Below are 21,806 nucleotides of genomic sequence, written 5' to 3'. Positions count from 1 at the left end.
AGGGAAAATTCAGACAGAGGACAGAAGAAGACGCGTGACCGGGAGCCCGGTCACGCAGAATGATTACAGCAGGTCGCCGATCATTTTTTCCAGTTTTTCCTGGTCGATAGCAAACTTACGGATACCGTCCGCCAGTTTGTCTACAGCCATTGGATCCTGGTTGTGCTGCCACAGGAACTCGGATTCGGTGATGCGCTCCGGGCGCGCCTTCACTTCGCCGGTGTAAGACAGCTTACGCTCGATAGCACCTTCGCTTTCTGCCAGCTCTTTCAGCAGCGCAGGGGCGATGGTCAGACGGTCACAGCCAGCCAGCTCAATGATTTCGCCCACGTTACGGAAGCTTGCACCCATAACCACGGTCTCATAGCCATGCTGTTTGTAGTATTCGTAGATTTCAGTCACGGAAATCACGCCTGGATCTTCAGACGCCGCGTACTCTTTCTTGTCGGTGTTGGCTTTGTACCAGTCCAGAATACGGCCCACGAACGGAGAAATCAGGTACACGCCTGCTTCCGCACATGCACGCGCCTGCGCGAAGGAGAACAGCAGGGTTAGGTTACAGTTGATGCCTTCTTTTTCCAGCTGCTCGGCAGCGCGAATGCCCTGCCAGGTCGACGCCAGTTTGATCAGGATACGGTCGTTGCTGATGCCCGCATCGTTGTACAGTTTGATCAGGCGTTTTGCTTTCGCGATTGACGCTTCGGTGTCGTAGGAGAGACGTGCATCCACTTCGGTAGAGATACGGCCCGGAACCAGCTTCAGGATTTCCAGACCGATGTTCACTGCCAGTTTATCGGTAGCATCCACAACCTGCTGCGCACGGTCATTGCTCTGTGCTTTCGCCCAGGTCACAGCCTCGTCAATCAGTTTGCGATACTCAGGGATCTGTGCGGCGTTAAGGATCAGAGAAGGGTTAGTTGTGGCATCCTGCGGCTGGTACAGCTTCATTGCCGCGATATCTCCGGTGTCAGCTACGACAGTGGTGAACTGACGAAGGGAGGTCAATTTATCCGTCATGATAGTGTTTCTCTTTTAACGTGCCCTGGATAATTCACGCTACCGACAGCATGCCTGCAGCGGAAAAATGACAGGTTTACTTGTTAGGGGGATGTAACCGGTCTGCCCTGATGATAACACGACGGAGGGGTAGCGCAACCGCAGACAGTGCGCTTAGGCAGAGTATGATAAACTCAAAATATTAACAGGCTGCTAAGCAACAGCATGCCCAATCAGTGGTAGCGCTTACATATTCACGTTGGCATCAACAAGAGGGACGTTAATGCCTGATTTCCTTTTCTTTATTAACGAAGTCCTCTGGGGTTCGATAATGATCTACCTGCTTCTGGGAGCAGGTATCTGGTTTACGCTACGCAGTGGGTTTATCCAGTTTCGCTATATTCGTAAGTTTGGCAGAAGTCTGAAAAACAGCGTCACGCCCCAGCCGGGCGGATTAACGTCGTTTCAGGCGCTGTGTACCAGCCTGGCTGCCCGCCTCGGTAGCGGAAACCTGGCGGGCGTTGCGCTGGCCATCAGCGCCGGTGGGCCAGGCGCGGTGTTCTGGATGTGGGTCACGGCGCTTCTCGGAATGGCTACCTCTTTTGCCGAAAGTTCGCTGGCGCAGCTCTACAAAGAGAAAGACAGAAACGGGCAGTTTCGCGGCGGTCCGGCCTGGTATATGGCGCGTGGCTTAGGAATGCGCTGGATGGGCATTCTGTTCTCGCTTTTTTTACTGCTCGCGTACGGTCTAATTTTTAATACCGTGCAGTCAAACTCCGTCGCCCATGCCCTGCGCTATACCTTCTCCTGCCCGGAGTGGATCACTGGCATCGGTTTAGCCCTCTTTGTTTTGCTCACCATTTCTGCCGGCCTGAAAGGCGTTGCCCGCATGATGCAGTGGCTGGTTCCCATCATGGCGCTGCTCTGGGTTGCCGCGAGCCTGGTCGTCGCTGCGCTACATGCCGACCAGGTTCCGGACGTGATTGCGACCATCTTTAAAAGCGCCTTTGGCTGGCGTGAGGTGGCGTCAGGCGCGCTGGGTTACACCCTGAGCCAGGCGCTGATGGCAGGTTTTCAGCGAGGCATGTTCTCCAATGAAGCCGGGATGGGCTCCACTCCCAATGCCGCCGCGGCCGCCTCTTCCTGGCCGCCGCACCCGGCAGCGCAGGGTATAGTGCAGATGATAGGCGTATTTATGGATACCGTTATTATCTGTTCCGCCAGCGCCATGATCCTCCTGCTGGCCGGTCCTGTCGCGCATGAGTCGGATATCGACGGAATACAGCTTCTTCAGCAGGCGCTGGTGAACCTGACCGGCGGCTGGGGTTCGGGATTTGTCTCGTTCATTCTGATGCTGTTCGCCTTCAGTTCGATTGTGGTGAATTACCTGTATGCCGAAAATAACCTTATCTTCCTGAAATACGACTCTCGTCCGGCCATCCTCCTGCTTCGCCTGGGCGTAGTACTGATGGTGATCGCGGGCTCCCTTCTGAATATGCCGCTGGTCTGGCAGCTAGCGGATGTCATTATGGCGCTAATGGCAATCACTAACCTGACGGCGATCCTGCTGCTCTCGCCCGTTGTGAACCTTATTGCCAGGGATTATCTTCGCCAGCGCAAGCTGGGCGTTCCCCCGGTATTTGATGCCGCACGCTATCCCGAAATTCAGTCACAGCTTGCCCCCGGCACCTGGGATGATTTGCCCCGGCGATAACAGCTATCGATCAATTCAGGGCGATTTTTTGTTAAAGTCGCTCTAAATTTCCTGCAAGGACTGGATATGCTGATTCTGATTTCACCTGCAAAAACGCTCGACTACCAGAGCCCGCTCGCCACCGAGCGTTATACCCAGCCAGAACTGCTGGACTATTCGCAACAGCTGATCCGCGAAGCGCGCAAGCTCTCTGCGCCGCAAATCGCCTCGCTGATGAGCATCAGCGACAAGCTGGCAGACCTGAACGCGACCCGGTTCCACGAGTGGCACCCGGATTTCACCCCCGCCAACGCGCGCCAGGCGATCCTGGCGTTTAAGGGCGATGTTTACACCGGCCTGCAGGCGGAAGATTTTAGTGAAGCCGACTTTGATTTTGCCCAGCAGCATCTGCGCATGCTGTCGGGCCTGTATGGCGTACTGCGCCCGCTGGATCTGATGCAGCCATATCGTCTGGAGATGGGGATTCGCCTGGAAAACGCCAAAGGCAAAGACCTTTACCATTTCTGGGGCGACATCATCACCGACAAGCTGAACGCGGCGCTGCATGCTCAGGGTGATAACGTGGTGGTTAACCTGGCATCCGATGAGTACTACAAGTCGGTGAAGCCGAAAAAGCTGAACGCGGAGATCGTTAAGCCGGTCTTCCTTGATGAGAAGAACGGCAAGTTCAAGGTCATCAGCTTCTATGCGAAAAAAGCGCGTGGCCTGATGAGCCGCTACATCATTCAGAACCGCCTGACGAAGCCGGAGCAGTTAATGGGATTCAACACCGACGGCTATTTCTTTGACGAGGCGTCGTCAGGGAAAGGTGAGCTGGTATTTAAGCGCCACGAGCAGTAAAACTAAACCCCGCCATCTGGCGGGGTTTTGCGTTAATGGTGCTTCCAGTCCGGGCCCGGACGGTGGTCGTCGTGATGATGGTCGTGTCGGTCATCACGATCGCGATGCTCGTCATGCGGACGCCAATGGTTATCGCGCCAGTCATAATGCGCCTTCCACCAGTCGTGGTCGCGCCAGCGGCCGCCATCCCAGTAATGCCCGCTATTGTCCCGATCGCCAATCTGCAGTTTTACCGCAGGTACGAGAGTAATTTCAGATGCCTGTACCGCCATGGGGGCGACCAGCACCAGAGAAAGCGCAATGAGTGCAGGTTTTAGTGTAGACACAGGTGACTCCTTATTCTTCTTGCCCAACGTGGGCCGATGTAAGGAGAGTACGCGAGGGGAACGGTGGATGTTATTCTCTGCAATCCTAAACGCTAAGTGACCGCATTTATTGGGAATTTCTGCTTTTTTCCTGCAATTTTTCTCCTTAATTTCTTCATAAAAAAGCCGGGTGGCGCTGCGCTTACCCGGCCTACGGTCATCTCGTCGTTGTAGGCCCGGTAAGGCGTAGCCGCCACCGGGCAACAAAATCACGCGCGCGTCATCATCAGATTCCGCAGTGCCGCGAAATCCGCCGGCAGCTCATGAGACAGCAGCGGCAGGTCGGCGCGCTCGGCCAGCTCTTTTGGCAGCGGCAGCGTTTCGCCCAGAATATCTTCCACGCTCTCTTTGAACTTCGCTGGATGCGCGGTGCCCAGGAACAGGCCATATTCACCCGGGTTAAGCTGGTCGCGCAGCGCGCGGTAAGCAATTGCCGCGTGCGGCTCAGAGGTGTAGCCCACCGCTTTCAGCTCGCGCATGGTGGCTTTGGTGGTTTCGTCCGTCACCGCAGCGTAGCCCAGGTCACCCAGACGCCACACCTTGCGGCGGAACAGCTCTTCCACGCGCGGCCAGTTGTTCGGCTGCGACACGTCCATGGCATTGGAGAGCGTCGCCTGCGTAGCGTTAGGCGCCCATTTGCCGTCTTTCAGGAAGCGTGGCACGGTATCGTTGGCGTTGGTGGCAGCGATAAAGCGTTTCACCGGCAGACCGAGAGATTTCGCCAGCAGCCCCGCCGTCAGGTCGCCGAAGTTGCCGCTTGGTACGGAAACTACCAGCTGATTGCGCGCTTCCTGCGGCAGCTGAGCCACCGCTTCGAAGTAGTAGCAGATCTGCGCCAGCAGGCGGCTGATGTTGATGGAGTTCGCCGAGTTCAGCCCCAGCGCGGCCTTCAGCTCTTCATCATCGAACGCTTGCTTGACCAGCGCCTGGCAGGCATCGAAATCGCCGTCGATCGCCACGGTTTCAATGTTGCCGCCGAGGGTGCAGAACAGTTTTTCCTGCAACGGGCTGATCTTGCCTTTCGGATAGAGGATCACCACGCGGACGTTTTTCAGGCCGTAGAACGCGTGTGCCACCGCCGCACCGGTATCACCGGAGGTGGCGGTCAGGATGGTCACCGGCTTGTCGCCGCTGATGTGGGTCAGCATCTGCGCCATAAAGCGGCCGCCGAAGTCTTTAAACGCCAGGGTCGGGCCGTGGAACAGCTCCAGACAACCGACGTCAGGCTCAACCTGCTTAACCGGAGCCGGGAAAGCAAACGCCGCACGCACGCGCTCTTCCAGCAGCTCCTGCGGGATTTCATCGCCAATAAACGCAGACAGAATTTTGGTGCTGCGGGTGACAAAGTCCAGCTTCAGCAGCTCATCGATTTCGGTCAGCTGAAATTCCGGCAGGTCGTGCGGGAAAAACAGCCCCTGATTTTTGCCCAGCCCCTGAGTCACCGCCTGCGCGAAGCTGACCTGCTCGTTATGATCTTTAAGGTTGTAGAGTTTCATTCGTTATCCCAGTACTCGTGCGCCAGCCGTGTCCAGACGGCAAATATGAACAAAGCCTTCCTGATTTTGCAGGTAGTGTTTAGAGAGCCAGTCCGCCACGCGCTGCGCGGTGTCTGGCTTATCGCACAGGGCGAACAGCGTCGGGCCGGAGCCGGAGATGCCGCACGCCTGCGCGCCGATATCCATTGAAGCCTGTCGCGCCTCGTTAAAGCCGGGCAGCAGCTTCGTACGGTACGGCTCGGCTATGACGTCTTTCATCAGCTTCGCCGCCAGCTGCGGCTGACGGGTGTAGCAGGCGTGGATAAAGCCCGCCAGATGACGCCCGTGGGCGATACAGTCCTGGCGACGATACTGCGCAGGCAGGATCGCACGCGCTTCCGCGGTTGACACCTTGATGCCCGGATACGCCAGCACCCACAGCCATTCATCAAACCCTGGCACCTGCTGGCTGATGATGCCATTTTCTTCAATCATCAGCTGCATGCCGCCGAGGAAGCACGGCGCCACGTTATCGTAATGAATACTGCCGGAGATGCGCCCTTCCAGCTCGCCCATCAGCGCCAGCAGACGGCTATTGTTCAGCGGCTTGCCGCAGTGCTCGTTCATCGCAACCAGGGCGGCGACTACCGAGCAGGCGCTGGAGCCCAGTCCCGAGCCAATCGGCATGCTTTTTTCCAGCGTCATGGCGACCGGCACGTTTTTGCCGATCTCCTGACAGAAGCGCTCCCAGCACTGATAAACGATATTCTCGCGTGGTTCAGGCGGCAGCTTACTGGCGAAACGGCCGACGTTATTCAGGCTGAAGCTTTCTGCCGCCTCAACCGTTACCGTATCGCCCAGAAGCGAACCATCCACCGGCGTCACCGCCGCACCCAGCACGTCAAATCCGACGCTCATATTGGCGCTGGAAGCCGGGGCATATACTTTAACCATCTTAAACTCCTAACTTCCATGACAGGGTACGCAGCAGGTCGGCAAACACGCCCGCCGCCGTCACATCATTCCCTGCGCCATAGCCGCGAAGCACCAGCGGCAATGGCTGATAATAGTGGCTGTAAAACGCGAGGGCGTTTTCGCCGTTTTTGACTTTGTACAGCGGGTCGTTACCATCCACTTCGGCAATCTTCACCCGGCATACGCCGTCCTCTTCAATGTTGCCAACATAGCGCAATACCTTACCTTCATCACGGGCTTTCGCAACGCGTGCGGCAAAGGCATCGTCAAGCTGAGGTAAATTCGCCATAAAGGTGCTGACATCGCCGCTGGTGTCAAACTCAGCTGGCAGCACCGGTTCAATCACGATATCCGAAAGCTCCAGCTCGCGGCCCGTTTCGCGCACCAGGATCAGCAGCTTGCGCGCCACGTCCATCCCGGAGAGATCGTCGCGTGGATCTGGCTCGGTGTAGCCCAGCTCGCGCGCGGCACGGGTGGCTTCCGACAGGCTCATCCCTTCATCCAACTTGCCGAAGATAAACGACAGGGAGCCGGAGAGGATGCCGGAGAAACGCTGCAATTCGTCGCCCGCGTTCAGCAGGTTTTGCAGGTTCTCGATGACCGGCAGGCCGGCACCGACATTGGTGTCGTACAGGAACTTGCGGCGCGACTTGCTCGCCGCCAGGCGCAGCTGGTGATAGTAATCCATCGACGAGGTGTTGGCCTTTTTGTTCGGCGTCACCACGTGGAAGCCTTCGCGCAGGAAGTCGGCGTACTGGTCGGCCACCGCCTGGTTCGAGGTACAGTCAACGATAACCGGGTTAAGCAGGTGATACTCTTTCACCAGACGGATCAGGCGCCCCAGGTTGAACGGCTCTTTCGCCTCTTCCAGCTCCGCCTGCCAGTTCTCCAGGTTCAGACCGTGAACGTTAGTAAGCAGCGCTTTCGAGTTCGCAATTCCGCAGACGCGCAGATCGATGTGCTTTTTCTTGAGCCACTCCTGCTGGCGCTTCACCTGCTCCAGCAGCGCACCGCCGACGCCGCCCACGCCAATCAGGAACAGCTCGATAACCTGATCGGTGTTGAACAGCATCTGGTGAACCACGCGCACGCCGGTAGTGGCGTCATCGTTATCCACCACCACGGAGATTGAACGCTCGGACGAGCCCTGGGCAATCGCCACGATGTTGATATTGGCCCGCGCCAGCGCGGCAAAGAATTTGGCGGAGATACCGCGCAGCGTGCGCATACCGTCGCCAACCACGGAAATCACCGCCAGGCGCTCCTGAATGGAGAGCGGCTCCAGCAGTTCCTCTTTCAGCTCCAGATAGAACTCTTCTTCCAGCGCGCGGCGCGCGCGCAGACAGTCGACCTGAGGCACGCAGAAGCTGATGCTGTATTCGGAAGAGGACTGGGTGATCAGCACCACCGAGATACCGTTGCGTGACATGGCCGCAAAAACGCGCGCCGCCATGCCGACCATCCCCTTCATCCCCGGACCGGAGACGCTGAACATTGCCATATTATTCAGGTTGGAAATGCCTTTCACCGGCAGACCATCTTCATCGCTGCTGGCACCAATCAGCGTGCCTGGCGCCTGTGGGTTACCGGTGTTTTTAATCAGGCATGGGATCTGGAACTGGGCAATGGGGGAGATGGTACGCGGGTGAAGCACTTTGGCGCCGAAGTAGGAAAGCTCCATCGCTTCCTGGTAGGACATCGACTTCAGCAGCCTGGCGTCCGGCACCTGGCGTGGATCGCAGGTATAGACGCCGTCGACGTCAGTCCAGATCTCACAGCAGTCAGCGCGTAAACAGGCGGCCAGCACGGCGGCAGAGTAGTCGGAGCCGTTACGGCCCAGCACTACCAGCTCGCCCTTCTCGTTCCCGGCGGTAAAGCCTGCCATCAGGATCATATGGTCAGAGGGGATTTTGCTCGCGGCAATACGGCGGGTTGATTCGGCAATATCAACGGTAGATTCGAGGTAGTGGCCCGCTGCCAGCAATTTCTCAACCGGATTGATCACGGTAACGTTGTGGCCACGCGCTTCCAGCACGCCCGCCATGATGGCGATGGAGAGTTTTTCGCCCCGGCAGATCAGCGCCGCGTTGACGCTGTCCGGGCACTGGCCCAGCAGGCTGATGCCGTGCAGCACATGCTTGATCTGAGCAAACTCCTGCTCAACGAAAGACTTCAGCTGCGCGAGCGGGAAACCAGGCTGTGCCTCTGCCAGCCCCTGCAGCAGCTCGGCGAAGATACGCTCGGCATCGCTGATGTTCGGGAGTGCATCCTGGCCACCGATGGTCTTTTCAATCATCGCCACCAGATGGTTTGTGATTTTTGCCGGGGCAGAGAGCACGGTCGCAACCTGCCCCTGCCTGGCGTTGCTCTCCAGGATATCGGCAACACGCAGAAAACGTTCTGCATTTGCCACTGATGTACCGCCGAACTTCAACACTCGCATGGTTCTACCTCGTTTCCTTTAGCCGAAAAAAAAGCCCGCACTGTTCAGGTGCGGGCTTTTTTCTGTTTTTCCTGTACGCGTCAGCCCGCATCGTTACCTGTGGTAATGATGATGGTTGTGGTAATGGTGGTGATGCTGATGCGTTTCATGGATGTTGTGTACTCTGTCATTATTATCTGTCTGTGCTGTATTCTTTTAGGGTTAAAGGATCGGGCACCTTAAGTCAATGAATTTTTAATTTGATCACAATTCCACGGACGTTCACGTCACGCTGCATGACGTTTTATTTTCATCCGAATCCCCCAGCCGCAACCCTCCACGACAGACCATTTCGCCATAGTAAAAACTTATGACAGCATTTTACTCGGCCAATTTTTTTTCAATATCGTGTAGCAAACGGTGCAACATGGCGGTGTCCCGCTGCTCAAGACGTCCAAGGCGCTGCTGTAGCCAGTCGGCCATTTTTTGATCGTCCGCAACGCCAAGGCTCGATAAAAGACGCTCTACGCGAGCACGAAGCGCGGCCAGCTGATTTTCATTGGCGGCTTCTGTCTGGGATTGAGGGATTTGCATTAGGGAAGCTAATTGATAGCAATAGACCATTACCGCCTGGCCTAAATTCAGGGAAGGATAATCGGCTACCATCGGCGCACCGGTGAGAACGTCCGCCAGCTCAAGCTCTTCGTTGGTGAGCCCGGAATCTTCACGACCAAATACCAGCGCGGCTTTCTCAAGCCACTGGCTTTTCTCTTCCAGCATGGGCACCAGTTCAGCAGGCGTGGCGTAGTAGTGGAACTTCGCCCGGCTGCGTGCTGTGGTGGCAACGGTAAATGAAATGTCATGCAGCGCGTCGGCAAGCGTAGCGTAAGTCGTTATATTATCGAGAATATCCCCCGAACCGTGCGCCACCCAGCGGGCGGCAGGCTCCAGGTGCGCAGTGCTGTCCACAATACGTAAATCGGTAAAACCCATGGTCTTCATGGCACGCGCCGCAGCGCCTATATTTTCGGCTCTGACTGGAGCGACCAGTACAATCGACAGATGCATTTATGCTCTCTTTTTAATCAGTTAGCGGAGAAAAGTGTGATGCACTTCAACATATTACGCAGCACGAATTTACAAATTTGCAACACAAATCACCGAAATAGCGTTTCATAACAAATTAAAGACGCTAAACTATTTTGTGTCTGAACAATCAGTTAGAATGTTAACAGAAGCCTATTATCCCTATGTTTTATAATGATAATGGCAACGTGAATACCCTGTTCTGATTGGATTCGCTTTGTTTATAAATCAATCTCCGCAACTAGTTGGTTTATTGAAAAATTGTGACAAAGGCTAGCATTCGGCTACGATGATTTCATCAAACTGTTAACGTGCTACAATTGAACTTGATATATGTCAACGAAGCGTAGTTTTATTGGGTGTCTGGTGTCACTTAGCCTGTTATGTTGCTGTTAAAATGGTTAGGATGACAGCCGTTTTTGACACTGTCGGGTCCAAAGGGAAAGTACCCAAGACCAAGCTAATGATGTTGTTGACGTTGATGGAAAGTGCATCAAGAACGCAATTACGTACTTTAGTCACGTTAAGCCGATCATGTTAATTTGCGACATGTATCAGGCAGGTCAGGGACTTTTGTACTTCCTGTTTCGATTTAGTTGGCAATTTAGGTAGCAAACATGCAGACCCCGCACATTCTTATCGTTGAAGACGAGTTGGTAACACGCAACACGTTAAAGAGCATTTTCGAAGCAGAAGGCTACGATGTCTTTGAAGCGACCGATGGCGCAGAGATGCATCAGATCCTTTCTGAAAATGATATCAACCTGGTGATCATGGATATCAACCTGCCGGGCAAAAACGGTCTTCTGCTGGCGCGCGAACTGCGTGAACAGGCGAACGTCGCGTTAATGTTCCTGACGGGCCGTGATAACGAAGTTGATAAAATTCTTGGCCTGGAGATCGGTGCGGATGACTACATCACCAAACCGTTCAACCCTCGCGAGTTAACCATTCGTGCACGCAACCTGCTGTCCCGCACCATGAACCTGGGCACGGTCAGCGAAGAGCGTCGTAGCGTCGACAGCTACAAATTCAACGGCTGGGAACTTGATATCAATAGCCGTTCGCTGATTAGCCCGAACGGTGAGCAGTATAAGCTGCCGCGCAGCGAATTCCGCGCGATGCTGCACTTCTGCGAAAATCCGGGCAAAATTCAGTCCCGTGCAGAACTGCTGAAGAAAATGACCGGTCGTGAGCTGAAGCCTCATGACCGTACCGTAGACGTGACCATCCGTCGTATTCGTAAGCATTTCGAATCGACGCCTGATACGCCGGAAATCATCGCCACCATCCACGGCGAAGGGTACCGTTTCTGCGGTGATCTGCAGGAGTAATCCCGCAGTTAACGCATGAAAAAACGGCGCATTTGCGCCGTTTTTTTTATTTCCAGATCCGCATTGTGTCGTTATTAGGTTCTGCGGGCGGCGCAGGTCGCTTCGGCTGTGAAAGCGAATACCAGTCGAAATGACGAGTCAGGTACATGACGGCGAACAGCGCCAGCGCGAGAACCGCAGACCCCAACAGCAGTGCACTATCCTCCGAGCGCAGCAGGAACCACATCACCACGTCCAGCCCCAGCAAGGCCAGCACAAACAGTCCGCTGCGCTTCCAGCTTTTCAGCACGGCCTGCAGGTACATTCCGTTCATCGCCGCACCAACCAAACTTGCAACTACCCAGGCTGGCGTAAACCCGACATGTTCTGATAGCGCCAGCAGCACCAGATAGAACAGCACCAGCGACAGCCCCACCAGCAGATACTGCATCGGATGCAGGCGCAGCCCAGTTAAGGTCTCGAAAACAAAGAAGGCCATAAACGTCAGCGCAATCAGCAAAATGGCGTACTTGATCGCCCGATCAGTCAGTTGATACTGATCGGCGGGCGTGGCTACCGTAACGCTGAAGGCGGGGATCGACTCCCATGACGGCGACTCACTTCCGTTGAACCAGCTCTCAAGATTGTTCGCAAACCAGCTGCTCTGCCAGTTCGCCTGAAAACCGGTGTCACCAATTTTATGCTTCACCGGCAGATAATTACTCATAAAGCCAGGATGCGGCCAGTTGCTGTTCAGCGCCATTTCACTGCTACGTCCTACAGGTACCACGGCAAAACTTCCTGTTCCCGTCAGATTCAGCGAAATATCCATAGCAAACGTTTTTAATTCCAGCGCCTTGTCAGTCAGCGGGATATGGATACCGGGAAGCGCGCCATACACGCCTGTACCCGGCTCCACACTTAGCGTCTCGCCGTTGATACTGGAGACGTTCACCGTGCCAATGCCTCGAGCATCGCCCACGCCAACAACGATAAACGGCTGCCCCAGGGTCATCGACTCCCCTTTCAGCTGCGTCATTTTTTCCGTGTTGAATTGGGCTTTTATGTTGAGGTCGGTATTCCAGATCTGTCCGTCATAGATGCCGATATTTCGCGACTCAACGCGCTGGTTACCCTCAACGCGCAGAGACTCCGGCAGGATAAAATGCATATAGCTTTTCTTGTACTCGACTTTTTTCTCATCCTCTAACTTGTAAAAAACCTCGGTTACCGGGATCGCAATCAGCGGGCCGACCAATTTTTGCGGCCCGCTGGTGCTCTGGCGAAGCGTATTTTCGACATCGTTGCGGTAGCTTTCACGCTCTGAAATGAGGTTACTCACCATAAACAGTGGGACTAACAACAGCAGGATGCACCCCAGCAGGGTGCTTACTTTCCAGAACAGGGGGGATTTCATCATTACGTCTCCTTTGTGATGTGGAGAGCGTAACCAGGCTGTGTGGGGCCAGTTTGAAGTTATGTGAAGGGACGGTGAAGTGTCAGCGTGGCTATCACGCCACCTTCATCACGATTACGCAATGTAATCTCTCCGTGGTGCAGACGCGCCACCTCCTGAACAAACGCCAGCCCGAGTCCGCTACTTTTCAACCCGTTCTCGCGCGGCAGGGAATAAAAGCGCTCAAAAATACGCTCCAGCGCATAATCCGGGATCCCGCTTCCGCTGTCGGTGACGATCAGCCGTATCTGCCCCTGCTCTTCCTGGGCCGCCAGTTCAATGGCACCGCCCTGTGGGGTAAAATCGATAGCATTATCCAGTAAATTACCGAGCGCCTGTTCGAGCAGGTCGGGATCGCCTTCAACAAGAAGCGAAGCGGGCTGGAGGGTCAGCGCAATCTTTTTTGCCGCCAATAGCGCCGAACGCGCGTCGGCAAGCCGTGTAAACAGCAGGTCGACGCGGACGGCCTGGGGCGTAATCTCGACCCGATTTTCAAGCCGCGCCTGAGTCAGCAGTTTTTCAACCAGCGACTGCATACGCGCGTTTTGCACCAGAATATTATCGATAAACCGCGCGGCCACCTGCGGCGGCGGCTGCTCGGTGAGAATTTCTGCCGCGCCGCGTATGGCGGCTATTGGGCTTTTCAGCTCGTGGGTCAGCGCATGGACATAATGTTCAATGTAGTTTTTCCCCTCAAGGCGAATACGCATATTTTCCAGCGCCTGAGCCAGCTTGTGCAGTTCGCTACTGCCTGGATTAGGCAGCGGGAGAGGCGTATCAGTGGTCACCGAGTCGGCATAGCGCGATAACGTACTGATGGAACGATTGATCCACCAGACGACGAGAAAACCGATCAGTAAAGCAATGCCAAGCAGCGCCCCGCCTGCCCACAATATCCGTCGCTCGCTGCGGTGAATCACCGGTGCCATCGCGCTGTTCGGTTTCCCCACCGACAGCACGCCGATAATCTTGCCCTGCTCCACAACCGGTGCGGCAACATACATCACCGTGCTCTCCGGATCGTCGGGATGGCTCTGGGTACTGCGCGCGCCGTATTGGCCGCGAAGCGTCAGCCAGACATCGTTCCAGCGAGAGTAATCTTGCCCCACGGCCAGGCCGGCAGAATCAAACACGACGCGGCCCTGCGCATCGGTCATGTAGACGTGATACTCGTTGCGCACCTTATGAATGCCGCCGATATTGGCGCGGAAAGGCCGCTGATGGAGCTGTAAAAAGGCCTGCGCCAGTCTGCCCTGCTGCGCATTGCCCGAAAGAAGATCCTCACGCCCAACTTCGGCGAGCAAGGTCGCAGTATCGATCAACGTGCCCTCGGTTGCCCTGCGCACGCCGGGCTTCACTTCCTGAACAAAGATCGACAGCACAAACCATGCGGCGATGGCAACGATCAGGAAGTACCCCAGCAACAAACGCATTCCGATGCGCATTAATAAAGCCCAAGGCTATAGCCCATACCGCGATGGGTGCTGATGGGTGACAGTTCCTCATTCACTGCCCGCAGCTTGGCGCGCAGGGTCTTGATGTGAGTGTCCACGGTACGATCGTAACTGTCGCCGTCTTCACCCCACACCTTGTCCATTAACTGTTGACGAGAGAAAACCCGTCCCGGAGCCTGTAGTAACGTTTTAAGCAGCAAAAACTCATAGCGCGTGAGCGGTAATGCTTCACCGCACCAGCTAATTCGCGCGGCAGCTTCGTTCAGCTCAAACTTTCCGATACGCACCGTCTCCGCTGGGGCGGCGGATTTTTGCATCCGCCGTAAAATGGTCCTTACCCGGGCGCACACCTCACGCGGGGAGAAAGGCTTGGCGACGTAGTCGTCTGCGCCCATTTCCAGGCCGAGGAGTTTATCCACTTCGTCACTGCGTGCCGTCAGAAACAGCACGGGCAGTGACGGATGCTGCGCCAGAAGCTGGCGACAGAGCTCAAAGCCGCTGATGTCCGGCAGCCCGACGTCAAGAATGGCGAGCGCCGGAGCCTGCTGGCGCGCCGCCTCCAGCACCGGTAAACCGCGCTCAAACGCTTTTACTGCAAATCCTTCCTGCTGAAGCATGTAGATAAGCGTATCGGCGATACTGGTTTCGTCTTCAACCAGCCAGACTACAGGTTGTTGCATGGTTCATCCCTGAATTAATGCCACGGCATAATCGGCACCGCACTAATGGCGTTTTTCGGTGACCCTTCCACCACTTTATCGGAATACGCCAGGTAGGCCAGGGTGTTGCGTTTTGCATCATAGAAACGCACCACCTGCAGCTTTTTAAACACCAGCGAGGTCCGTTTCTGGAACACCACGTCGCCCTGCGCTTTGCCGTTTTTGATTTTATCGCTCAGCTCAACCGGTCCCACCTGCTGACAGGAGATCGCCGCATCGGAAGTGTCTTCCGCCAGCCCCAGGCCGCCTTTAATACCGCCCGTCTTCGCGCGGCTGACGTAGCAGGTGACGTTTTTCACGTCCGGATCGTCAAACGCCTCCACCACAATTTTGTGGTCCGGACCGAACATTTTGAACACGGTATCGACAGAACCAATCTGTTCCGCCTGCGCCGCACGGCCCGCTACCAGTAACAGGGCAGTAAGAAGCAAAGTCTTGTATTTCATATTGTTACCATTCTTTAAAATTGCATTGAGCGATTATTCAACACGTTAGTCAAAAATGTAGCAAGATCACAGGATTAGAATATATTCACCCAAAATGAGAGAGAAAAGGCATTAATGCGCAAAAAAAACACTGAATGCTAAAACATCAAAAAATGCTATTATCCGCTAACCTGTTATCAGGCACCTGCTGTTTTAAGGATGAGGATAGTATATGGATCAGGCTGGAATTATTCGCGACCTGCTCACCTGGCTGGAAGGTCATCTCGACCAGCCTTTGTCACTGGATAATGTGGCGGCTAAAGCGGGCTATTCCAAGTGGCATCTGCAAAGGATGTTCAAGGATGTCACCGGTCATGCTATCGGTGCCTATATTCGCGCACGTCGTTTATCGAAATCTGCGGTGGCATTGCGCCTGACCGCGCGGCCAATTCTGGATATTGCCCTGCAGTACCGTTTTGATTCGCAGCAGACCTTCACCCGCGCCTTTAAAAAACAGTTCTCGTTGACGCCAGCGCTCTATCGCCGCTCGCCTGACTGGAGCTCGTTTGGCATGCGTCCGCCGCTGCGTCTGGGCGAGTTCGCGATGCCGAAATACGAAATGGTCACTCTGCCGGAAACCCATCTGATCGGTACAACCCAGAGCTACTCGTGCTCTCTGGAGCAGATTTCTGAGTTCCGCCATCAGATGCGCGTCCAGTTCTGGCGCGATTTCCTGAGCCATGCGCCGGCCATTCCGCCGATCCTGTATGGCCTCAACGAAACGCACCCAAGCCAGGAAAAAGACGACGAGCAGGAGGTGTTTTACACCACCGCGCTGACGCCGGAGCTGGCGAATGGCTACATTCAGGGTTCGAAGCCGGTCGTGCTGGAAGGCGGCGAGTACGTGATGTTCTCGTATGAAGGACTGGGTACGGGCGTCCAGGAGTTTATCCTGACCGTTTACGGGACCTGCATGCCAATGCTGAATCTGAATCGCCGTAAAGGTCAGGATATCGAGCGCTACTACCCGGCGCAGGATGCCAAACCGGAAGAAGGCCCAATCAATCTGCGTATGGAATTCTTGATTCCTGTCCGTCGTTAACGCTGCAGTTCATCAAGCGCAGGGGCATCGAGATGCGAAATGTCCCCTGCCATTTCCACGACCCAGCCCGACGCCAGCCACGCGCTTTCCTGATAATCAATCCGGGAAATGGAGCAGTTACGCAGGCGTAACCGACGCTCAGCGTAAGCCGGTAACCCCAGAATGGTGCTCACCAGGCAGCCGAGCGCGATACCGTGACTCACCAGCAGCGGACGGCTGCCTGCCGGAAGCTTGAGGCATTCCGCCAGCGCGGCATGCATACGCACGCTCAGCTCCTGCATGGATTCCCCTTCAGGAATACGACCATCTTCGGTACCGTTCACCAGCGTGCGGCGCCAGCTCTCTTCCGTTTCCGTCAGCGTATCAATATGGCGCTTTTCCAGCACGCCCATATCCAGCTCGCGCAGGCGCGGCTCAAGCATCACATCGCAGCCGCAGGCGTCGGCAATGATGCGCGCCGTCTGCTGTGTGCGACCTAAATCGCTGGTAATAACGTGGGTAATGCCCAGCGTTCTGGCGCGTTCCGCCACCTGCCACGCTTGCTGCACACCCTTCTCGGTGAGAGGACTGTCTGACTGGCCTTGAATACGTCGCTCGGCGTTCCACTGCGTTTCACCGTGGCGAACAAGGTATACCTGTAACATGCTTTTTTTCCGTTATACTGCGATGAGTTTTTTTGAATCGAGCTTAATTATGCACCATGTTGTCTCTGCTACCACCAATCCTGCCAAAATTCAGGCAATTCTAGAGGCTTTTGAAGAGATTTTCGGCGAAGGATCCTGCCATATTGAGGCCATCGGCGTCGAGAGTGGCGTACCTGAACAGCCGTTTGGCAGCGAGGAAACGCGCGCTGGCGCACGAAATCGCGTGGCAAATGCAAAAGCCGCGGCCCCGAAGGCTGACTTCTGGGTCGCCATTGAAGCAGGCATCGACGAAGGCGCAACCTTTAGCTGGGTAGTGATTGAAAGCCGTGAGCAGCGCGGCGAAGCGCGCTCAGCCACCCTGCCGCTGCCGGAGATCATTCTGGAAAAAGTGCGTGCAGGTGAAGCGCTCGGGCCGGTGATGTCACAGTACACCGGCATTGATGAGATTGGGCGTAAAGAAGGGGCAATTGGCGTCTTTACGGCGGGTAAGCTCACGCGTTCAGGGGTTTACCATCAGGCGGTGATCCTGGCGCTGAGCCCGTTTCATAACGCCATTTATCGTTGATCGCTCAATAAGACTGACTCGAGCCACTGGCGCAGCTCAACCGGCGCAGACTTCAGGCTGTTCGATCCACGGGTGATCGTCGCGATGCCCGCGCCCAGCTCGTTTTTCAGCTCGCGCTGGCTCATCTCACCGCGCAATAGCTCTTCAATAATCCGCACGCGCGTGCCCAGCGCCTCACGCTCGTCCGGCGTCAGCATCAGCTGCATGAGGGGTAGGTGCAAATCCTGCTCGTAAGACTGGCGAAGCAGCTCCACAAAACGAAGCCACTCCTGGTGACGCTGTTCGGCCATTGCCGAGGAATACGGGGAATGCTGGGTCATGTTATGCTGCCTCTTGTACTCTTTAGCGAGTACAGCATAACACAACCCATGCCGATCAGTAACGTCTCTGCCACTCGGCATCGCTCATCAGGGTATCTTTCTGCCCCATGAAGTAGCGATAGTAGGCGTCATAAGCCAGCACGTTCTTCACGTAGCCGCGCGTTTCCGAGAACGGAATGCTCTCCACGAACGCCACTGCGTCAATGCGTCCTGCACTGTTGCCAAGCCAGGTGCGCACGCGGCCCGGACCGGCGTTATACGCCGCCGACGCGAAGATGCGGTTATTGCCAAACTGCTGATAGACATACTGCAAATAGCTGGTGCCGATGTTGATGTTGGTATCCGGATCGAGAAGCTGTGACGGGCTGCTGTAACCTGGAATGTTGAACATCTTCACCGTATGCGTCGCCGTCCCCGGCATAATTTGCATCAGCCCGCTGGCACCCACCGGTGAACGAACTTTCGGGTTCCATGCGCTCTCCTGACGGGCAATCGCCATGGCGTAGCTTTGCGGGATATCTTTGCCGCTGGTGTAGCGGTCAAACAGATCTTTATACGCCAGCGGGAAACGCTCTTCGAGATGGTCCCACAGCTTGCCTGAAATCGTCGCCTGCACGCTCAGATCCCACCAGCGATTATCAAACGCATAGCGGGCAAGCTGCGCTTTTTCATCCGTGGTGCGGCTGGTCACCAGGTTGGCCCACTCGCTGCGCGCGGTGTTATCCATGTTCCAGTACATCAGCTCGCGCACGCGTGCCATCTCTGGCCCCTGCGTCAGCGCCGGGTTCGCGTTAGCGGGCGCTTTGTCGATCTTAAGCGTGTACTCCTCGCCCAGCCGTTGCGCCGCCGCCATCGGGTAGAACCCGCGCTGCTGCATCAGCGAGTGAAGAATCTCTTTGGCTTCGTCTTCACGACCGCGCTCCATCAGCAGATCCGCCTGCCAGTAGCGCCATTCGTCCTTCTCTTTGGCTTCCATTGGCAAACGCGCGAGCCAGGTGTTGAGGCCACGGCGGTCGCCGGTGCCCAGCGCCATGCGCACGCGGCGCTCGACAAGCGAGGTCGAGTTTGAGCGCATGATCGCATCGTCACGCCAGCGCGCTTGTTCGTCGGTCACGTCCGTGCCCATCAGTCGCCAGGCCACGATGTCGCGCAGCTCCTGGGTTTGATCTTCATTCAGCTGCTGCGCCTGCACCAGCTGCGGGATCATCAGCCGCGCGTTTTCGACATCGTCACGCGCCACGCTGGCAAAAGCCACCGCCGCCATCTGGCGGGTAAAATCGGTCGAGCCCGTGCTGCGGGCAAAGGTCAGGACGCTGTTCGGATCGTTTGCCAGCGCGATAACCGCCGAGGAGATCGTCTGGTAATCGGACGGCATCTGCCCTGCCAGCGCGGTCACCAGACGCGTGTTGCCGGCTTTCATCGCCAGGCGGATGCGCTCAAGGTAGGCCAGCGGATCCTGCTTGCCGGAAGCGCGCCATGCGCCGAACAGGGAATCACAGGCGTTCGGCTGGCTTTTGCCGGTCAGCCACAGATCTTTCGCCCCGGCCCAGGCCTCTTCCTGCTGCCCGGTCGCCCATTTCGCATAGTAGTAATTACACTGCGCTTCGGTGGTATTCGGCTTGTCAGGGCTAAACGCCAGCAGGCCGCGCCAGTCTTCACGCCGCGCCAGCTCATTCACAAAACGAGACTGGAGATTTCGGGCAGGCGGCAGGGTCGGGTTCGCCTGAATGAAATTATTCACGGTGACGGTCGGCTGGTTCATCAGATCGTCGGTAATCTGGCGATACTCCAGATACGGATACAGCGGATAATCCTTCAGCGTCGGCATCAGCGCCTGCACGGTATCCATCTGCTTGTTGTCCCACGCCTGTTTAATCTGGGCGTAGCGGTTACGTTGTTCATCCAGTGAATCGGCATGCACCGCCTGGCTTACCGCCATTACGCATACGCTGGCAGCCAGCAGACGCCAGACCACCCGTTTGGCTTTTTCCACAAGCTCTTCCTCATTGTTTTTTCGTCAATTGCAGCGTCTTGCCACGTCAAAGTCACAACAACTTATGCTAACCAGGCATCCAGCAACGCGCCACGTCATGGACACTTTTTTACCTTTCTTGCGCGTTTTAACACTCCCGACGTTCCTGGCTGGGATTAGGGCGTGAAAAAGGCTACACTTCGAGGCTGAAATTCCTTCTCATTTACGATAAAAGAGGCGAAGTCCACGTGGCTCAATTCGTTTATACCATGCATCGTGTCGGCAAAGTTGTCCCGCCGAAACGTCATATTCTTAAAAATATCTCGCTGAGCTTCTTCCCGGGCGCAAAAATTGGTGTGCTGGGTCTCAACGGTGCCGGTAAGTCCACCCTGCTGCGCATCATGGCCGGCATCGATACAGACATCGAAGGTGAAGCCCGTCCGCAACCAGGCATCAAGATCGGCTACCTGCCGCAGGAACCTCAGCTGAACCCGGAACACACCGTACGTGAATCCGTTGAAGAAGCGGTATCCGAAGTGGTTAACGCGCTGAAAGGTCTGGATGAAGTGTATGCCAAATACGCCGAGCCGGATGCGGACTTCGACAAACTGGCTGCTCAGCAGGGCAAATATGAAGAGATCATCCAGGCGCATGACGGTCACAACCTGAACGTGCAGCTGGAGCGCGCGGCGGATGCTCTGCGTCTGCCGGACTGGGATGCGAAAATCGCGAATCTCTCCGGTGGTGAACGCCGCCGCGTGGCGCTGTGCCGCCTGCTGCTGGAAAAACCAGACATGCTGCTGCTCGACGAACCGACCAACCACCTGGATGCGGAATCCGTGGCGTGGCTGGAGCGCTTCCTGCACGACTTCGAAGGCACCGTGGTGGCAATTACCCACGACCGTTACTTCCTCGACAACGTCGCCGGCTGGATCCTGGAGCTGGACCGCGGTGAAGGTATTCCGTGGGAAGGCAACTACTCCTCCTGGCTGGAGCAGAAAGATCAGCGTCTGGCGCAGGAAGCGTCTCAGGAAGCGGCCCGTCGCAAGTCTATCGAGAAAGAGCTGGAGTGGGTTCGTCAGGGCGCGAAAGGCCGTCAGTCTAAGGGCAAAGCCCGTCTGGCACGCTTCGAAGAGCTTAACAACACCGAATACCAGAAACGTAACGAAACCAACGAACTGTTTATTCCACCTGGAGCACGTCTGGGGGATAAAGTGGTTGAAGTAACCAACCTGCGTAAGTCCTACGGTGACCGCGTGCTGATCGACGATCTGACCTTCTCCGTACCGAAAGGCGCTATCGTTGGCATCATCGGTCCGAACGGCGCGGGTAAATCGACCCTGTTCCGTATGATGTCCGGTCAGGAACAGCCAGACAGCGGCTCAATCACCCTGGGTGAAACCGTGAAGCTGGCCTCCGTTGACCAGTTCCGTGACGCGATGGATAACAGCAAAACCGTGTGGGAAGAAGTCTCCGGCGGTCTGGATATCATGCGTATCGGCAACACCGAGATGCCAAGCCGCGCCTACGTTGGCCGCTTTAACTTTAAGGGCACCGACCAGGGCAAACGCGTGGGCGAGCTGTCCGGCGGTGAGCGTGGTCGTCTGCACCTGGCGAAGCTGCTGCAGGTGGGCGGTAACGTTCTGTTGCTCGATGAACCGACCAACGACCTGGATATCGAAACCCTGCGCGCACTGGAAAACGCCCTGCTGGAATTCCCGGGCTGCGCCATGGTTATCTCGCACGACCGCTGGTTCCTGGACCGTATCGCGACCCACATCCTGGACTACCAGGACGAAGGTAAAGTGGAGTTCTTCGAAGGTAACTTCACCGAATACGAAGAGTACAAAAAACGCACGCTGGGCGCAGACGCGCTGGAGCCGAAGCGTATTAAGTACAAGCGTATTGCGAAATAAAAGCAAAACGGCAACCTCGGTTGCCGTTTTTTATTCAGGGTGAGGGC

The 21,806-nt window shown here is 56.0% G+C and carries 21 protein-coding genes and 1 other annotated feature; of the genes, 6 read left to right on the top strand and 15 right to left on the bottom strand.

Features of this window, described 5'->3' with window-relative positions:
* Nucleotides 1–63 precede the first annotated feature (63 nt).
* A complete protein-coding gene (gene tal, locus ACTJI7_RS13815) occupies nt 64–1,017 on the bottom strand; it encodes a transaldolase (RefSeq protein ID WP_003856481.1) in 954 nt (317 codons plus the stop codon).
* Nucleotides 1,018–1,279: 262 nt separating this feature from the next.
* Between tal and ACTJI7_RS13810 the strand changes: the two genes are divergently transcribed.
* Both ACTJI7_RS13810 and yaaA read left to right on the top strand, forming a co-directional pair.
* Nucleotides 1,280–2,710, top strand: coding sequence for an alanine/glycine:cation symporter family protein (locus tag ACTJI7_RS13810; protein ID WP_063154834.1), 1,431 nt, complete (start codon nt 1,280–1,282; stop codon nt 2,708–2,710).
* 66 nt (nt 2,711–2,776) lie between these two features.
* A complete protein-coding gene (gene yaaA, locus ACTJI7_RS13805; protein WP_045259426.1) occupies nt 2,777–3,550 on the top strand; it encodes a peroxide stress protein YaaA in 774 nt (257 codons plus the stop codon).
* A 32-nt stretch (nt 3,551–3,582) separates the two neighbouring features.
* Here the strand turns inward: yaaA and ACTJI7_RS13800 are convergent, their stop codons facing one another.
* The 7 genes from ACTJI7_RS13800 to yjjY all read right to left on the bottom strand — a co-directional run bounded on the left by ACTJI7_RS13800 (nt 3,583) and on the right by yjjY (nt 10,395).
* Nucleotides 3,583–3,876, bottom strand: coding sequence for a DUF2502 domain-containing protein (locus ACTJI7_RS13800; RefSeq protein WP_028015459.1), 294 nt, complete (start codon nt 3,874–3,876; stop codon nt 3,583–3,585).
* 248 nt (nt 3,877–4,124) lie between these two features.
* Nucleotides 4,125–5,411: a threonine synthase gene (thrC, locus tag ACTJI7_RS13795; RefSeq protein ID WP_045259424.1), complete on the bottom strand. Its 1,287-nt coding sequence runs from the start codon at nt 5,409–5,411 to the stop codon at nt 4,125–4,127.
* Between the two features lie 3 nt (nt 5,412–5,414).
* On the bottom strand, nt 5,415–6,344 hold the full coding sequence (thrB, locus tag ACTJI7_RS13790) for a homoserine kinase (protein WP_041911275.1): 930 nt from the start codon (nt 6,342–6,344) through the stop codon (nt 5,415–5,417).
* A gap of 1 nt (nt 6,345) precedes the next feature.
* A complete protein-coding gene (gene thrA, locus ACTJI7_RS13785; protein WP_028015456.1) occupies nt 6,346–8,808 on the bottom strand; it encodes a bifunctional aspartate kinase/homoserine dehydrogenase I in 2,463 nt (820 codons plus the stop codon).
* Nucleotides 8,809–8,832: 24 nt separating this feature from the next.
* Nucleotides 8,833–8,950 (bottom strand) — a sequence feature (Thr leader region).
* Complete coding sequence (gene thrL / locus ACTJI7_RS13780; protein ID WP_015572623.1) at nt 8,889–8,957, bottom strand: thr operon leader peptide; 69 nt, start codon at nt 8,955–8,957, stop codon at nt 8,889–8,891. It overlaps the preceding feature by 62 nt.
* Nucleotides 8,958–9,168: 211 nt before the next feature.
* Nucleotides 9,169–9,855 (bottom strand): tRNA/rRNA methyltransferase, encoded by a 687-nt coding sequence (locus ACTJI7_RS13775; protein WP_192978888.1) that lies wholly within the window; start codon nt 9,853–9,855, stop codon nt 9,169–9,171.
* 399 nt (nt 9,856–10,254) lie between these two features.
* Entirely contained in the window at nt 10,255–10,395 is a 141-nt protein-coding gene (yjjY, locus tag ACTJI7_RS13770) for a protein YjjY (RefSeq protein WP_085928893.1), read from the bottom strand.
* A 95-nt stretch (nt 10,396–10,490) separates the two neighbouring features.
* Between yjjY and arcA the strand changes: the two genes are divergently transcribed.
* Nucleotides 10,491–11,207 carry a two-component system response regulator ArcA gene (gene arcA / locus ACTJI7_RS13765; protein WP_003856501.1) on the top strand — a complete coding sequence of 239 codons (717 nt, stop codon included), beginning with the start codon at nt 10,491–10,493 and terminating at the stop codon, nt 11,205–11,207.
* Between the two features lie 46 nt (nt 11,208–11,253).
* Here arcA and creD read toward each other — a convergent pair whose 3' ends face one another.
* Genes creD through creA form a run of 4 tightly spaced genes read right to left on the bottom strand, consistent with a single transcriptional unit; the run spans nt 11,254 to nt 15,261 of the window.
* Complete coding sequence (creD, locus tag ACTJI7_RS13760) at nt 11,254–12,606, bottom strand: cell envelope integrity protein CreD (RefSeq protein WP_222563496.1); 1,353 nt, start codon at nt 12,604–12,606, stop codon at nt 11,254–11,256.
* Between the two features lie 56 nt (nt 12,607–12,662).
* Nucleotides 12,663–14,087: a two-component system sensor histidine kinase CreC gene (gene creC, locus ACTJI7_RS13755; protein ID WP_192978890.1), complete on the bottom strand. Its 1,425-nt coding sequence runs from the start codon at nt 14,085–14,087 to the stop codon at nt 12,663–12,665.
* On the bottom strand, nt 14,087–14,776 hold the full coding sequence (gene creB / locus ACTJI7_RS13750; protein ID WP_192971590.1) for a two-component system response regulator CreB: 690 nt from the start codon (nt 14,774–14,776) through the stop codon (nt 14,087–14,089). Before creB ends, creC begins: the two co-directional genes overlap by 1 nt.
* Nucleotides 14,777–14,790: 14 nt before the next feature.
* Nucleotides 14,791–15,261, bottom strand: coding sequence for a protein CreA (gene creA, locus ACTJI7_RS13745; RefSeq protein WP_014882476.1), 471 nt, complete (start codon nt 15,259–15,261; stop codon nt 14,791–14,793).
* Nucleotides 15,262–15,472: 211 nt separating this feature from the next.
* On the opposite strand from creA, the gene robA reads away from it, so the two are divergent.
* A complete protein-coding gene (gene robA / locus ACTJI7_RS13740; protein ID WP_028015450.1) occupies nt 15,473–16,342 on the top strand; it encodes an MDR efflux pump AcrAB transcriptional activator RobA in 870 nt (289 codons plus the stop codon).
* Here robA and gpmB read toward each other — a convergent pair.
* Nucleotides 16,339–16,986 carry a 2,3-diphosphoglycerate-dependent phosphoglycerate mutase GpmB gene (gpmB, locus tag ACTJI7_RS13735; RefSeq protein WP_063154838.1) on the bottom strand — a complete coding sequence of 216 codons (648 nt, stop codon included), beginning with the start codon at nt 16,984–16,986 and terminating at the stop codon, nt 16,339–16,341. The genes robA and gpmB overlap by 4 nt on opposite strands.
* A 49-nt stretch (nt 16,987–17,035) precedes the next feature.
* On the opposite strand from gpmB, the gene yjjX reads away from it, so the two are divergent.
* Nucleotides 17,036–17,551, top strand: coding sequence for an inosine/xanthosine triphosphatase (gene yjjX / locus ACTJI7_RS13730; protein WP_192978892.1), 516 nt, complete (start codon nt 17,036–17,038; stop codon nt 17,549–17,551).
* Here the strand turns inward: yjjX and trpR are convergent.
* Both trpR and sltY read right to left on the bottom strand, forming a co-directional pair.
* A complete protein-coding gene (trpR, locus tag ACTJI7_RS13725; RefSeq protein WP_024907404.1) occupies nt 17,542–17,871 on the bottom strand; it encodes a trp operon repressor in 330 nt (109 codons plus the stop codon). The two genes, yjjX and trpR, sit on opposite strands and share 10 nt — an antisense overlap.
* 55 nt (nt 17,872–17,926) lie before the next feature.
* A complete protein-coding gene (gene sltY, locus ACTJI7_RS13720; RefSeq protein WP_048960647.1) occupies nt 17,927–19,864 on the bottom strand; it encodes a murein transglycosylase in 1,938 nt (645 codons plus the stop codon).
* A gap of 227 nt (nt 19,865–20,091) precedes the next feature.
* Between sltY and ettA the strand changes: the two genes are divergently transcribed.
* Nucleotides 20,092–21,759: an energy-dependent translational throttle protein EttA gene (gene ettA, locus ACTJI7_RS13715; protein WP_003856515.1), complete on the top strand. Its 1,668-nt coding sequence runs from the start codon at nt 20,092–20,094 to the stop codon at nt 21,757–21,759.
* Nucleotides 21,760–21,806: the final 47 nt, after the last annotated feature.

It is taken from the genome of Enterobacter sp. 22499 (assembly GCF_052044815.1).
In the GTDB taxonomy this organism is placed as follows: domain Bacteria; phylum Pseudomonadota; class Gammaproteobacteria; order Enterobacterales; family Enterobacteriaceae; genus Enterobacter; species Enterobacter bugandensis.
The sequence above is the reverse complement of the archived record's forward strand: the minus strand, read 5'-3'. Positions and strand labels throughout refer to the sequence as shown.

Bases quoted from the DNA above. Each gene is read 5' to 3' on its own strand.
- tal (WP_003856481.1), bottom strand. From the start codon at position 1,017: ATGACGGATAAATTGACCTCCCTTCGTCAGTTCACCACTGTCGTAGCT.
- ACTJI7_RS13810 (WP_063154834.1), top strand. From the start codon at position 1,280: ATGCCTGATTTCCTTTTCTTTATTAACGAAGTCCTCTGGGGTTCGATA.
- yaaA (WP_045259426.1), top strand. From the start codon at position 2,777: ATGCTGATTCTGATTTCACCTGCAAAAACGCTCGACTACCAGAGCCCG.
- thrC (WP_045259424.1), bottom strand. From the start codon at position 5,411: ATGAAACTCTACAACCTTAAAGATCATAACGAGCAGGTCAGCTTCGCG.
- thrB (WP_041911275.1), bottom strand. From the start codon at position 6,344: ATGGTTAAAGTATATGCCCCGGCTTCCAGCGCCAATATGAGCGTCGGA.
- thrA (WP_028015456.1), bottom strand. From the start codon at position 8,808: ATGCGAGTGTTGAAGTTCGGCGGTACATCAGTGGCAAATGCAGAACGT.
- ACTJI7_RS13775 (WP_192978888.1), bottom strand. From the start codon at position 9,855: ATGCATCTGTCGATTGTACTGGTCGCTCCAGTCAGAGCCGAAAATATA.
- arcA (WP_003856501.1), top strand. From the start codon at position 10,491: ATGCAGACCCCGCACATTCTTATCGTTGAAGACGAGTTGGTAACACGC.
- creD (WP_222563496.1), bottom strand. From the start codon at position 12,606: ATGATGAAATCCCCCCTGTTCTGGAAAGTAAGCACCCTGCTGGGGTGC.
- creC (WP_192978890.1), bottom strand. From the start codon at position 14,087: ATGCGCATCGGAATGCGTTTGTTGCTGGGGTACTTCCTGATCGTTGCC.
- creB (WP_192971590.1), bottom strand. From the start codon at position 14,776: ATGCAACAACCTGTAGTCTGGCTGGTTGAAGACGAAACCAGTATCGCC.
- creA (WP_014882476.1), bottom strand. From the start codon at position 15,261: ATGAAATACAAGACTTTGCTTCTTACTGCCCTGTTACTGGTAGCGGGC.
- robA (WP_028015450.1), top strand. From the start codon at position 15,473: ATGGATCAGGCTGGAATTATTCGCGACCTGCTCACCTGGCTGGAAGGT.
- gpmB (WP_063154838.1), bottom strand. From the start codon at position 16,986: ATGTTACAGGTATACCTTGTTCGCCACGGTGAAACGCAGTGGAACGCC.
- yjjX (WP_192978892.1), top strand. From the start codon at position 17,036: ATGCACCATGTTGTCTCTGCTACCACCAATCCTGCCAAAATTCAGGCA.
- trpR (WP_024907404.1), bottom strand. From the start codon at position 17,871: ATGACCCAGCATTCCCCGTATTCCTCGGCAATGGCCGAACAGCGTCAC.